This window comes from Lachnoanaerobaculum gingivalis (genome assembly GCF_003862475.1).
GTDB lineage: Bacteria > Bacillota > Clostridia > Lachnospirales > Lachnospiraceae > Lachnoanaerobaculum > Lachnoanaerobaculum gingivalis.
Genome location: NZ_RRCO01000003.1, coordinates 116093 through 130359 on the forward strand (window position 1 = coordinate 116093; position 14267 = coordinate 130359).

Annotated in this window: 13 protein-coding genes and 2 pseudogenes; 3 read left to right on the plus strand and 12 right to left on the minus strand. The window is 35.6% G+C overall.

Annotated elements, in window-relative coordinates:
• Positions 1-78: 78 nt before the first annotated feature.
• From EHV10_RS07440 to EHV10_RS07460, 5 genes are all read right to left on the minus strand, one after another.
• Positions 79-711, minus strand: a complete 633-nt coding sequence (locus EHV10_RS07440) for a radical SAM protein (protein ID WP_128674101.1) — start codon at positions 709-711, stop codon at positions 79-81.
• Positions 711-1685 (minus strand): membrane receptor RagA, encoded by a 975-nt coding sequence (locus EHV10_RS07445; RefSeq protein ID WP_128674102.1) that lies wholly within the window; start codon positions 1683-1685, stop codon positions 711-713. Before EHV10_RS07445 ends, EHV10_RS07440 begins: the two co-directional genes overlap by 1 nt.
• A 1-nt stretch (position 1686) precedes the next feature.
• Positions 1687-2589, minus strand: a complete 903-nt coding sequence (locus tag EHV10_RS07450; RefSeq protein ID WP_128674103.1) for an ATP-grasp domain-containing protein — start codon at positions 2587-2589, stop codon at positions 1687-1689.
• A gap of 94 nt (positions 2590-2683) precedes the next feature.
• Positions 2684-3625, minus strand: coding sequence for an ADP-ribosylglycohydrolase family protein (locus EHV10_RS07455; protein WP_128674104.1), 942 nt, complete (start codon positions 3623-3625; stop codon positions 2684-2686).
• Positions 3626-3676: 51 nt separating this feature from the next.
• On the minus strand, positions 3677-4462 hold the full coding sequence (locus EHV10_RS07460; RefSeq protein WP_128674105.1) for an ATP-grasp domain-containing protein: 786 nt from the start codon (positions 4460-4462) through the stop codon (positions 3677-3679).
• Between the two features lie 163 nt (positions 4463-4625).
• Here EHV10_RS07460 and EHV10_RS07465 point away from each other — a divergent pair.
• The 3 genes and pseudogenes from EHV10_RS07465 to EHV10_RS07475 form a co-directional block, all read left to right on the plus strand.
• Positions 4626-5564 (plus strand): annotated as a pseudogene (locus EHV10_RS07465) (transposase); the annotation flags it as partial.
• A 124-nt stretch (positions 5565-5688) separates the two neighbouring features.
• Positions 5689-7077 carry an ISNCY family transposase gene (locus EHV10_RS07470; RefSeq protein WP_128674106.1) on the plus strand — a complete coding sequence of 463 codons (1389 nt, stop codon included), beginning with the start codon at positions 5689-5691 and terminating at the stop codon, positions 7075-7077.
• Between the two features lie 65 nt (positions 7078-7142).
• A pseudogene (locus tag EHV10_RS07475) lies at positions 7143-7596 on the plus strand (ISNCY family transposase); the annotation flags it as partial.
• A gap of 339 nt (positions 7597-7935) precedes the next feature.
• On the opposite strand, the gene EHV10_RS07480 reads toward EHV10_RS07475, so the two are convergent.
• From EHV10_RS07480 to EHV10_RS07510, 7 genes are all read right to left on the minus strand, one after another.
• Positions 7936-8574, minus strand: a complete 639-nt coding sequence (locus EHV10_RS07480) for a metal-dependent hydrolase (protein WP_128674107.1) — start codon at positions 8572-8574, stop codon at positions 7936-7938.
• 15 nt (positions 8575-8589) lie between these two features.
• A complete protein-coding gene (locus EHV10_RS07485; RefSeq protein WP_128674108.1) occupies positions 8590-9585 on the minus strand; it encodes a hypothetical protein in 996 nt (331 codons plus the stop codon).
• Between the two features lie 11 nt (positions 9586-9596).
• Positions 9597-9866, minus strand: a complete 270-nt coding sequence (locus EHV10_RS07490) for a TIGR04076 family protein (RefSeq protein ID WP_128674109.1) — start codon at positions 9864-9866, stop codon at positions 9597-9599.
• Positions 9867-9884: 18 nt separating this feature from the next.
• Positions 9885-10730 (minus strand): Cof-type HAD-IIB family hydrolase, encoded by an 846-nt coding sequence (locus EHV10_RS07495; RefSeq protein ID WP_128674110.1) that lies wholly within the window; start codon positions 10728-10730, stop codon positions 9885-9887.
• Between the two features lie 10 nt (positions 10731-10740).
• On the minus strand, positions 10741-11598 hold the full coding sequence (locus EHV10_RS07500; protein WP_128674111.1) for a YitT family protein: 858 nt from the start codon (positions 11596-11598) through the stop codon (positions 10741-10743).
• Positions 11599-11617: 19 nt separating this feature from the next.
• A complete protein-coding gene (locus tag EHV10_RS07505; RefSeq protein ID WP_128674112.1) occupies positions 11618-12232 on the minus strand; it encodes a sugar O-acetyltransferase in 615 nt (204 codons plus the stop codon).
• Between the two features lie 103 nt (positions 12233-12335).
• Positions 12336-14213 carry a heavy metal translocating P-type ATPase gene (locus EHV10_RS07510; protein ID WP_128674113.1) on the minus strand — a complete coding sequence of 626 codons (1878 nt, stop codon included), beginning with the start codon at positions 14211-14213 and terminating at the stop codon, positions 12336-12338.
• Positions 14214-14267: the final 54 nt, after the last annotated feature.

Genomic DNA, 14267 nt, shown 5'->3' on the forward strand with positions numbered 1-14267 from the left:
CGGTGTGTTAGACTCAATAAGTTTAATAGCTTAAGATGTAGAAGACAAGTTTACCCGTGTACAGTAACTACAATTTAATTACCGGTTTATAGCCTTTATGTATGAAAATACTTCAGGTTCTACTCCGATATTATCTCTTACCCACTGTATGGACTTTTCTATATCGTACTCGCTATTATATCCGACTATTCTTGGAATCCTTATGTGGATTTTATCACTTGATATTTTGTTTCGTAATTTAAGCAGATTTTTAATCATATTTTTATTGTCTTTCCCAGTATAATTTTTATAAATATCATTATTTATATCCTTTATATCAATGATCCATTCATCCATATCATACAATACCGGCTTTATATTATCCCAAGGAACATTAAGTGAAGTTTCTATTCTTTTTGCCCATCTTTTATCTGCCAAAGTACATACCTTATGAATATACTTTGACTGTAGCAGAGGCTCCCCACCACCAAAGGCAATGCCTCCTCCACTCATCAAATAATAAATATCATCCTTCCTTAAAATTTCTATCAGCTCCTGAGGGGTAAATGCTGCATGTTGAACTCCTACAAACGGTTTTTGGGGCTTATGACAGAAATCATTTATGCAATATTTACAGTGGAGAGGACAATCAAAAAATACTACCAAAGTAGATATTCCGTTTCCGTCTGTGCCCATCCTAAGTCTTGAAATAGATAAAATATCTCCAAACATTACTCTACCTCCTCAATACCAAGCCTTGGAATCCTTTGCTTTTCCTTTGGAATCTCTGATAACTTCATACTTAAATACTTTGCTTCTTCATCACATTTTTCACAGGTTCCGGCACAGGCACCCACATAGCTACACTCCTCAGAATTAAATTCTATATTGTTCATCTGTGCCAGTTTAAATCTGTATTCACGAAGTGTATTGCAAATTTTCTTTCCATCTATTCTGGCTACCTGTCTATATGTCATATCCTTTCTATAAATACCGTCACTAAATTGATTGGGGATATTTACCCTCCCCTCGATAAAATACATACTTGCTATATTTACATCTCCCGGCAAGTATCTGTTTTCTAACCTATCATTTTTATTTGGCTCTTTTCCCAATGGAATATATGACTTTGAAGTCAAATCAAAGTAAGATTCATTTCCCATCTCACTTATACCATCTATTACAATCGGGAAAATCTCCTCAAAGTAATTTTGGACATCTTCTAAAAGACCACCGAAATTCTTATATTCATTCTTTACATAATCCTGAATATCTATATAACAAACTGATTTTATGCCTGATAAATCTGAAAGCATCTCCTCATGAGCTTTCATTCTCCATTTTCCTTCAACGCTTAAGGGTGGACTTGCCCAAAGATGAATATTCATATGATGCTCTCTATTTTTAATAATATAATAAGGGTATAAACTTGCAGGATCACCGTCAGTCAAAAATAAGATATCATCTTCCGACCTTAACTTGTAATAAAGTTCATCTGCCACATCTTCTAAATCATTATATACTCTACTGCCAATCCCCATACTCATACCAAGACCAAATGACTTATGTGGACATATAAAGCATTCATATTCATCTGTAGCCTTTACACCTTCAAGGTAAACTACTAATACCAGATCCCTATACTTTTTTAGTATAGGATTCCTTGGATTCCATAATATACCGCTATCTGTTATTACTATTTTCATATTATTTCCCCTGATTTTGAAAAGTTCTGTAAAACTCATATGCATCTATTTGTTGCAGTCCTGATACCTGACCATCTCCCATTTCCATTATTATAAGGCTGCCATCAGTTTTCCTTGCCAAATCTATAGTCACAAAATTACTTTCTATCTTACTTGCTATTGATTCAATCCATATATATTCATCTTCCGATATATTTACTTCTTCATTCTCACTCCAGTAATTATCTGAAATCAATATTTCTCCCTTAAAAACAAACACCCTGTATTCTTTACAAATTGGCATACCACTGTCTTTATGATTCCCTATAGATTTAAGGCTTTCAAGCTTTCTAAGTACAACACCACCTTCAAAATTCTCTCCTTGACGATTAAGAAAATTATTGATTACCCTAAAAGTCTCTTCTCTATCACTAATATCTTTTATAAAGCAGGCATCATACCACTCATGTTTTCTACTTTTTACATAGTCTTTGACTATAAATGCCCCTTCAAGTCCTTCTGTAAGTTCCAAAGCATCTCCTATATCCCTTGACTCATTCCATACACTAAATGGTGTAAGTCCTTCAAAATCTCTATACCATCCCGGTAAAAGATGGTACTTTGCATACTCTTTCGGTGAGTTTATCAGCTGTATTCCCTTTTTCTGAAGCAAATTATAAAAAAGCTCATACATATGTGGTGACATCATCCAACCTCTGTATATAGTTAAGCCTTCAATATCTTCACCATATAGCGACAATTTCCCATTTTCTAAATCTTCATAACTAAATAATGCACAAGTATGGTCTAGACCTGCTGCCTGATATTCTTCAAGATACTCCTCATCTACACTCTTTTTGTTCAGTGGATGACTGCAAAAAATAAAGTTTAAATTTTTAGCTATTTCCAAATTTTCTTTCCTCATATATACTCCCTAAGCAATTCCTGTTTTTATTATCTTTAATATAAACAAAAAGCTGTACATTAAAAATGCCAGCTTTTTGTAAAAATATTAAATTTTAGCAATTTAGTAAACTGTCTATCCAATCTCTTTTCTGTAGCTTGACTTTCCATTTGTCAGGTATATTATCATAGCCGTAATAAAGTCCCGCAAGTCCACCTGTTATGGCTGCTACCGTATCTGTATCATCACCTAAGTTCACCGCCTTTAGAATAACTTCCTCATAAGAAGATGTATTTACAAGGCACCATATCGCAGCCTCCAGTGTGTACACAACATAGCCTGTACTTCTTATCTGATTTTCAGATATATCTTTAAATTTTGAAAGCGAAATAATTCTGTTATAATTGTCAAGCTCACTCTTAGTACTTTCTCTATAATACTTAAATGCATTATCTACTCCCTGCTGTAGTCGTTCTATTAATTCTCCGTCTTTATCTAAAATAGCTTTTACTAAAAAATAATATATACCACAGGCCGTCTTACTTCTTAAATGTGCATGTGTTAAAGCGGAACAATTATGTATAATATCTATCGCTTCATCATCCGACAATTTCATATCTTTTTGCTGTTCAAATATGTACAGACATACAGGTAGAATTCTCATAAGTGAGCCGTTACCGTTATCCCATTCCGTTTCACCTCCGGATTGTAACGGATCGGCTCCGGTACTATATTTCATAATAGCTCTTGAAGTGGCTATTCCTATATCAAAGACTTCATCAAATGGCGTATAATCTCCATTCATACACCAATCGTGGAATCTCTCCATGATATCCTTATAATCAATTTTACCCTTATCTCTGATACTTGCAAGGGTTGCAATTGCCATGCTGCTATCATCCGACCATGTACCCTCAGGCTGATTGTATGTTCCATACCCTCTCATATCTGTTACAGGATCATTCTTTCTATCTTCTCTTGAAGTAAACTCCACAGGTACTCCCATTGCATCTGCAACAATCAAACCATACATCCCTGATTTCCAAATATTATCCATTAATTTACCCTTACTCTCATTAACAAATATTTAATATATTACATATCCATCTTAAAATTGGTATTCATCCTTTACTCCTAAAAGCTGACTCCATCTTACAGAAATAAGCTTGGCATAGAAAATACTTGCCAAACCATAGCATCCCAGTGCATAGGCATCATTTATCTCTACCAACAATGTTCGCCCATCTTTTGTAACACATATGTCCAAACTGCAGGCCGCAGGTCTTTCCTCCCAACTGATAAATGCCTCCAGCATGGAATCCAAAACTTTAAAGTCATAATGATATCTATAGCTTTTTCTGCTTCTATCAAGTAATAGTCCATATGGTCTGACATCAACTATCTCGTCATAAATTATAAAACATCTACATTCTGCACATATATCCAAAGGCTCACTTACAAGTACCTCATAATCTTCTGAATGATTTCCGCAGCCTACAAGATCTGATATGCTGCTTATTATCTTTCCGGTAAAAACCTTACTCTTTATAGGCTTAACAAAATAACCTGCTGACCATTTTTCTTCACTTCTTGAAATACTGTTTATTGTATCCTTCCAAATTTTTCTTCCAAGAAATTTATTCATTACTTTAGGATAATCAGGTATACTTGGTTCAACACCGAATTTTGAGAATATACTGTTACATTGTTCTATATAATCCAGCACAATATCTTCTCTGTTTACTCTATCATAAATTTCATCAATTTTATGATATGGAATAATCTCAGCTCCCATCTCTCTAAAACCATACATTGCATTTGCAATATTTACACTGTGGGGAATTTCCATTTTCATTTCATTGTCAAATTTTGTCTTTAAATAAACTTTTCCCATAATCCCACCTTTTTATATTGTTTTCTATTTAGGCGTTTGCGAAACGCCAAAAGCCGTATAAATACGACACTTTTTTGTTACTGAATATAAAAATCTCCTCTAGATCTGTGATATAATGGAGTTGCACAAAACCATAAACCACATCCCTAAAGGAGACATTACTATGATATCACAAAAACAACTCTCTTTGGCAGATATTTTTGAAGATTGTAAAGATATTTTTGAATCTGACAAACCTCAGTTTCTTACTCTGCTCGAAAATCACATTGACCTTGATGAAATTATTCCGTTTTCTTTTTACAATCATTATTATGCAGCCACAGGTAGAAATCGAAAATATCCTTTGACTGCTATGCTTTGGGCTTTGATCATTCAACGCCTGTTTTCTATTCCTACAGATTCTCTTTTACTGGTCTTCCTTCATTATTCCAGACATCTTAGAGAATTCTGCGGCTTTACCAAAGTTCCTGATGCCTCTAAAATCACTCGTTTTAAGCAAGATTTTTTATTGGACTTACAATCTGTTTTTGATAAGCTTGTTGATATAACTGAACCGATATGTAGGGATATTGATAACAACCTTGCTTCTATGCTTTTGTTTGATACTTCAGGTATTGAAGCTTATGTAACCGAAAATAATCCTAAATATGCCAACCGCATTATCAGGCAGCTCAAATCCTATGCAAGATCTATGAATTTTGATAGTTCTTATGACCCTTATAAGGTGGCATACGCTTCTATGCCTACATCAGCTTCATCAAACCATGAGGTTAAACAGCAGTACATTAACGGGCATTTCTGCTACGCTTACAAGTTCGGTATTATTACCAATGGACTTGGAATTGTTCGTTCCATTGATTTCTACAACAAGGATTATCTTTCTTCCCATCCTGACATTGTAGTTGAAAAGAAAGCAAAGTCTCCAGATGAAGACAAATCACTTGCTGATTCCAAGGCTTTACTGCCTACCTTAAAGGACTTTAAAACAAGGCATCCAGACATTAAACCATCTATATTCCTTGGTGATGCAGCCTTTGATACCATTGAGATTTACAAATTACTTTTTGAAGATTTCAATTTCCAAAAAGCATTTATTCCTTTAATATAAGCCATAAATGATAAAGTCCTAGTATACCACAAATAAAAATGTCCCACTTATGGTAGAATAGTATTTTGTATATTCTAACACTAGGAGGGACTGACTTATCAGAAAGGTTATTTTATCAATGAATGAACAAAGAAAATATGAGGTTATTAAAGGGCTGGTAGATCACCCGGATACAGCTAATAAGGATAGAGCTGCTCTTATCCTAGGATGCACCAAGAGGCATATAAACCGTATGATACAAGGTTATATTAAAGATGGTAAGGCATTCTTTATCCATGGTAACAGAGGTAAGAAGCCTGCTACCACTATCCGTCCTGATGTCAGAAGTCAGGTTATTGATCTATACAGAACTAAATACTACGAGGCTAACTTTGAACACTATACGGAGCTTCTTAAAAAGCATGAGGGTATAAGCATCTCTTCTTCCTCTGTAATGAGTATTTTGGAGTCAGAGTACATTCTATCTCCAAAGGCTACAAAAGCTAAGCGTAGACGCATTAAGCAGGCTCTCAGAGCCAAGAAGCAAGCTGCAACATCAAAAAAGGAATTATCACAGATACAAGCTAACTTAGTAGCAGTTGAAGATGCTCACAGTCGTCGTCCAAGATGTGCTTATTTCGGCGAATTGCTTCAAATGGATGCTACACCTTATGAATGGGTGCCCGGACAGATATGGCATCTACATTTGGCCATTGATGATGCCTCAGGTGTTGTTACGGGTGCATGGTTTGATACTCAAGAGACTCTTAACGGCTACTACCATGTGTTTGAACAGATTCTTACTGATTATGGTATTCCCTATAAGTTTCTTACTGATAAACGAACTGTATTTACATACAAGAAAAAAGGTGCCTTATCTGACGACAAAGACACCTATACACAGTTCGCTTACGCCTGCAAGCAACTTGGTATACAACTTGAATCAAGCAGCGTACCACAGGCTAAAGGACGCATAGAACGATTGAATCAAACCTTACAGTCACGCCTGCCTATTGAGTTTAGACTCGCAGGCGTAACCGACATCAATAATGCCAATGAATTCCTTTACCACTACATAAAAGAATTCAATGAGAAGTTCTCACTTCCATGTAATGGTATCAAATCTGTCTTTGAAAAGCAACCGTCTAAAGAAAAAATAAATCTTACTTTGGCGGTTTTAACCGAGAGAACTGTTGATGCCGGACATGCGATTCAATTCGAGAAGAAATTTTATAAGATGGTAGATAATAAAGGAATGCAGACCCATTACCGAAAAGGTACCAAGGTTATGCTTATCAAAGCATTTGATAGGTCTTTGTTTGCGTGCGTAAATGACAAAGATATTTACGCTCTGGAAGAAATACCGCCCCATGAGTATAAATCTAAGGACTTGGATTCTGATTACAAACAACCCGAGCCTAGAAAACCTTATATTCCACCAATGAACCATCCTTGGAGATTAGGTGCCTTTTATAAATTCGTACACTCACAGCCACACAGAATTGAAGAAGACATAAAAAGTGCATGATAAAAGCCCCTTTTATGGGGCTTATAAATTAATTTTTTTGGGACATAATCATTTATGCTTGACATTTCCAAAAAGCATTTATTCCTTTAAAAGTTAATCTCTCAATGGATAATGTTAAATATACATTCAATGAAAATGGGATTCCCTGTTGCCCTCATGATTCTTCGCTTCCGATGAAACGTGAAGGAAGTAAATCCCATTTAAGGAGCAAACTGTCTACAATGAAGTTCGTTTGTCCAAAAATGAAATGGAAATACAACCGACAAGACAAGTCCAAACGGCGTGTCTGTCACTGTGACAATCCTTGTACAACTTCTTCCTGCGGTAGAATGATTTATGTTTATCCTGAAAAGAATCTCAGAGCTTATCCCGGAGTAGAACGAGGTTCTAAAGAGTGGGATGAAACATATAAGATCAGGGTAAATGTTGAAAAATCAATCAATCACTTTAAGGACAGTTTCTGCATTGCCAAACGGAAAACAACAAATGAAAAAACACTGCATTCCGATTTACTGCTAGCCGGTATCTCACAGTTATTAACTGTAGTTGTTGCTGATAAAATCAACCAACGACAACATATCAGAAGTTTAAAATCTTTAATTGCTTAGGACTTATCAACTTTATATAATCACTATGCTTATTAAAGTGCGCCCAAATCTTGCAGTTATCAACTTTTTAGCTTGAAATTTGTGATTTGCACAAATTTATCCTTGTATACAATAATGATTGCGAACGAGCTCAGCGAGTTTCGCAATTACCTATTGTTTTCTATTATATAAATACATAAGATAACCATCAATATACTTGTAGTATAAAAAATTCCCTGTAGTTTAAAACAGGGAATTAAAGAACTATATTTTATCTTTGTAATAAACCGCTTATATTGATCAGAATAAAAAGTACAGGCCTTGAAGTAAGTATTAATATCAATACCAGTAAATTAGATATGTGAAAAAGCAAATTATTTACTAACCCGTCTGATGAGCACATTCGTAATGCAAATCCCTTGCCTATAGGCCAAAAAAGCTTCTCACGCTTTCCATTGAGTGCATCAATAACCATATGTGAAATAAAACCTATACTAAAATACGGAGCCGCATCCGGGAAAATCATATATACAAAAAAGCTTAGCCCAAGTAATGCCACTATTGAATGCATAAATGATCTATGTGGCTGTTTCATTCCAAAAATACATATACACAAAAACGCTGATATTCCGGTAATAATACGTGCGATATTGCTGTCCGCCATCAGTCTGTCATATATACCGACGTGAAAAACAGTATCTGCAATTACTATTCCTGTAATAGTTCCGATGGCCAAACCTATAATGCGATCCACCTTATTGTAGGCACCGGATGTACCTACATCTATATCACTGATAATTCCTCCAAATCCTGCTAAAGCTGTTCCTGCCACAAGCATTGTTATGCTCTGTGGCCTGCAGAGTGCAAGCCCTGCTGCCATTCCTACAGAAAAATGTGTCTTTCCCAGCATCCTTTACCTTTCTTACTATCTCCTACCTGCTTCAAAAATTTGGTTTGCAAGTAACTCTATCTCACAGTTTTCATCTACAAGATTTTCTTTTTGCCAATCCAAAATATTACTTATAACTTTACAATTCTCAGAACTTAGCGGTAAATGCTTTATAGAATGATTTAAAACTGCTGACAAAATTTCTTTCGGGTTTTCTATATTTGAAATACCAAGTACAGGTCCCTCATCAAGTATTGCATCCACAATCGATAAAACTCCTTCAAGCTCCTCATAGGTAAGCCTATCTTTTTTAAGTATTGCTTCCACATCCGCCTTTTTATAGCAATCCCATCCCGAATAAGCCGGCATGACTCCATTTGATACCGCACCTGTCAAAAGCCAATACTTTATCTCTTCCGTATCCGGTTCAATATAGTGAACTGCATGCACTTTACCCCATCCGTTTACAGACTTTGCAATATTCATGATTTCAGTATTACCATTCTCCCAGTTTCTCATTATAAAAACCGAATATAATGTAAACTCATCTGAAAGGCCAAGAGTCCTTACCATACCCTTTACTTCATCACTTTGTTTAAACAATTCCTGAATAATCATTCCGACTTTAACACATTCAATATTTGCAGACTGAGTCATCAAATGTAGAGAGTATATATAAAATTTATCCTCTATTTCATCTTTGCGGGCAAGTATACAATCTTGAAGCTCATCTATAAAATTTATTACCCTAATGCGTTCACAAAGCTTTTCAAGCACAGAATCAGCCTGATCATAATCACCTTTATTAGCAAATGTAATAACTGTATTTATTTCTTCTATATCTTTCTTTGTGATCTCTGCCACACCCATATGATAGGCACATATACCATCCTTCGCACCGTCTATATACTTAAGACCTTCTTCATCATTTGGTAGTGAAAAATCTTTTCCCAAAGTTATTATATCATCATCTTTAAATTCAGTTTTCCTCAAGCGATCTGCTATAATTTCAAATATAGGCTTTTTGTTCATACTTACTCCCTTTATTTTTCCATCTCAGCCTTAAAAACCAAAATAACATCCGCATCCGAACAGCAAAACTCTGCACATCCTTCAGCCTGTCCGGGCAATTTGCCGCCATACCTTAGAATATCTATATATGGAAAGGCACAGTGCATCGCCATAGGACAAATCTTACCCCTGTCCTCATCATAATCAAATACTTCTCCAACATGGTGACCTCTATGACAACCCATCTTCCCCCTACGATCTGTAATAGTTATTTTTATTTTTGGACGCTTTCCTCTGTTCATTCAAATCCTCCACAAAATCTATCTATCCCAATAAAACAGCTTCTCAATAACATCCTCTATACCGTCCTCATCATTTGACTTTGTAATATAGTCGGCCGCCTGTCTTACCTTCTCCTGAGCATTTGCCATTGCCACACCTATACCTGCAGCCTGTATCATTGATAGATCATTGAATCCGTCTCCACAGCAAACAAGATTCTTTGTGTCCTTGCCGATCTTCTTTGTCATATTTAAAAGAGTATTTGCTTTATCTATGCCTACCTCTGTAAGCTCTAAAAAATACGGCTCTGAACGAACAATATTTAACTTTCCTTCCCAAAGCTTTTTCATCTCCTGCTCCACCTTGGCAAGATGATCACCCGGTGCAGTCATCAAGCATTTAATAATAGGAAATGTAATCTGTGGTGCAAGAGGATCAACCTTCACTCTTATAAAGTGATTTATCGTGACCTCCAACATATAATATTGCTCATCTATATCAAGTGCATATGCCTTATCATGATTGTAAGTCATCAGATTTACACCAAAATGTTTAGCCTGCTCTTCCAATATAGGCAGATATTCATGTGTAAGCTCCTTCATAAACAGTTCTTTATCATTTTTACAATCATAAAAATATCCACCATTATATGAAAGGATATAGCCGCCTTTCTTTTCAAGTTCAAGTATATTTGCTATCGGACTTACTCCAAATGTAGGTCTGCCTGAAGCAAGTACAACTGTTCCTCCGGCCTTTATAAATTTATCTATAGCGGCTTTTGTATTCTCGGTAATCTCTTTTTTTGAATTTGTCAATGTTCCGTCCAAATCCAATGCAAGAACCGCTTCGCTTATCTTTATTTTCTTTTCTTCAAATATATTCATTCTTCCATCCTTATAAATGTCTAAATCCTTCTCCTGCCACTTCATTTGAATCCAAAATAATAACGAATGAATTAGGATCCAGCTTTTTTGCCGCCTGTCTTACTATATGCACTTCCTTTGTTCTACATGCACACATCACTACATTTCTTTCTTCATCAGTATAGCTTCCTACTGCTTTAAGATATGTTGAGCCGCGGTCGATAAGATCTGATATTTCCTTTGCCATTTCCTTCGGCTTGTCACAAATAATCATAATAAGCTTACCCGCTGTAAGTCCGTCCATCGCCTTATCAAGCACTACAGAAACCAAATAAGCTATAATAAGTCCGTAAATCAAACTGTTTACATTTCTTGAAACCAATGCAACACCCAATACAATAATCAATGAGTCTATAACTAATGCTATCTTTCCAAGTGATAAATGTGGGAAGAAATGATGTATCAAAACCATTATAAAATCCGCACCACCTGTGGAAGAATCTCTCATAAATATAAGAGCATATCCTGTTGCGGATATTATTCCGGTACATATAGCAGCCAACATATAATCCCCTTGATAAACAGGCATTGCTTTTGCAACTATATCAATCATTATAGAAGTTATTATAATTGATTTAACAGACTTCAATAAAAATTTTCTTCCTATTTCTCTGTATGAGAGTATTGCAAAAGGTATATTTAATATTATAGTTCCTATTCCAACAGGAAGCCCTATCAATTGGTAAATAATTAGTGCCAAACCTGTAAATCCTACCATAGGGAATTTGAATGCCGCCGCAAAGCAGTATGTACCTATTCCCATAAAAATACCTGCTATAATATCCACGATAATATCAATTGTTAATTCTTTTATAAATTCCTTATTCATCTTTTTATAAACCTTTATTCTAAAATAATACGCTCTTATATTTTACAGAATCTTCTTCAGTTATCTCTCTAAGCACTCTGCAGGGATTTCCGGCAGCAAGCGAATTTGCCGGTATATCCTTTGTAACTACACTTCCTGCAGCTATTACACTGCCCTCTCCTATAGTCACCCCTCCTGTTATTACCACATTAGCCGCAATCCAGCAGTTTGACCCGATATTAATAGGCTTTGCATACTCATCATCATATGCACTGGAGTCTGCTTTATATTTTATGTTTCTCTCCTGCCACCTAAGCGGATGAACAGGTGTCATAAGACTGCAGTTCAGTCCAAACATTACATTATCACCAATATTTACAGGGCATACATCCAATACAGTAAAATTAAAATTGGCATAGCAGTTTTCCCCAAATGTTGTGAAAGCTCCATAGTCAAAATAAATCGGACCTTGCAAATAAACTCCCTTACCTTTATTTTGTATGAGCTCGTCAATAATAGTATCTCTCAGACAATCATCCTCAAATAAAGCATTGTACTGTTGTGAAAGTCTATGTGCTTTTGTTCTCAGCCTTACCAATTCTTCATCAGTCGGATCATATATCTTTCCTGCGAGCATCTTTTCTTTTTCGCTCATCTTGTCTCCTATATAATTATTTATTATAAATTAATGTCAAAATTATATTATATACTATATTAATAAAAAAAGGCAGTCCCAAAAAGGATTGCCTTTTTAAATCTTATATATATCCCTTCCACTTAAGCAAAAGTGATGAATTAATTATTACAAGAACAGAGCCTGCATTATGCACCAATGCTCCTACAATAGGATTTAATACACCTGTTATTGCCAAAAATATTGCAATGAAATTCAGTCCCATAGAAAATGACATATTCAATTTGATAGTATTCATCATTTTTTTAGATAGTGACAATAAATGTGGAAGCTCTTTAACATCATCATCTACAAGTGCAATATCCGCAGCTTCTATGGCAATATCACTTCCCACACCTCCCATAGCAATACCTACAGTGGACCTTTTAAGTGCAGGTGCATCATTAATACCGTCGCCTATCATACATACCGGCTTTTTTAGATTTTCTCTATTCTCAATAAACTTCAATTTATCCTCAGGCATACACTCTGCACGGTGCTCTGATATATTTAATAAACTTGCTATACTATCTGCCGCATTAGAATTGTCTCCTGTGAGTAACACAGGAAAAACTCCAAGTTTATTCAGCTGTGAAACCATTATACCGCTTTCAGCTCTTAATGTATCGGAAAGAACTATGTACCCTACAAATCTGTTGTCTATACTTATATAAATTACAGTACTTCCCTGATTCGAATATTTAGTGATTTCATCTGTATTTTCTACACTGATGTTATTTGTATCTAAAAGCTTTATATTACCTGCCAGTATCTTTTTATTGTTTACTGTTGCAGATACGCCTCTTCCTACCATCATAATAAAATCTTCACACTGTGGAAGTTCATTTTTTATTTTCTCTTTATATGAAGCTAAAACAGCCTTACCTATAGGATGCTCTGAAAGAGTCTCTGATGCCGCCGCAAACATAAAAATATCTTCATCAGAAAAATCATTCACTATACTTTTGTATTTTGTAACCTCAAGCTTACCGTAAGTAAGAGTTCCTGTTTTATCAAAGGCAATTGTATCCACCCTTGAAAGTCTCTCTAAAGCATCCCCCTCCCTCACGAGGAAACCATGCTTAGTTGCGTTTCCAATGGCTGCCATTATAGCCGTAGGTGTTGCTAGTACCAATGCACATGGGCAAAATACAACTAAGATTGTAACTGCCCTTGTTATTTCACCTGTAAACATCCAGGTAAGCAATGCTGCACTTAACGCAATTATTACTATCCATGTTGCCCATCTGTCCGCTATGCCTACTATCTTTGATTTGCCCGCATCTGCAGATTGTACAAGCTTTATCATTCTTTGTATGGAGCTGTCCTCCCCTACCTTTGTAGCTCTCATTTCAAATGCTCCAAATTGATTTATAGTTCCGCTTGCAACCTCATCTCCTACTGTTTTATCAACAGGTAAGGACTCTCCTGTCATAACCGCCTGGTCAATAGAAGTAACGCCTGAAATTATAATACCGTCTACAGGTATGCTTTCTCCGGGCAAAACTCTTATAACATCTCCCTCTTTTACCATTTCAGATTCAACGATACTTTCCTCACCATTTTTTATAATTCTCGACGTTTTGGGAGTAAGCTTTACAAGTTTTTCAATCCCTTCCCTTGCCTTTGCCACTGTCAAATCTTCAAGTAGAGCTCCAAGTTGCATAATAAAAGCAATTTCGCCTGCTGCAAAAACTTCACCGATACATATAGCTGCAATAAGTGCCAATGATACCAAAACATCCGCTTTTATATCAAATTCTGTGGTCAGACCTATTATAGCTTCCATTATTATAGGAAATCCGCAAAGTACAATTGCTATCCAGGCAATGTTAAAAGGCAATCTTATCAAACCCGTTACACTTAAAAACAGCACTGTTCCTGATATTACAAGAAATACAATATTCTTTTTTACACCGCCGATCTCCATTAAATCTTCAATTCTTCGCATAAAATCTTTCATATGAGCCTTCTCCCAAATTTATATCACTTTATACCCATAGGGGTATATGTTTAT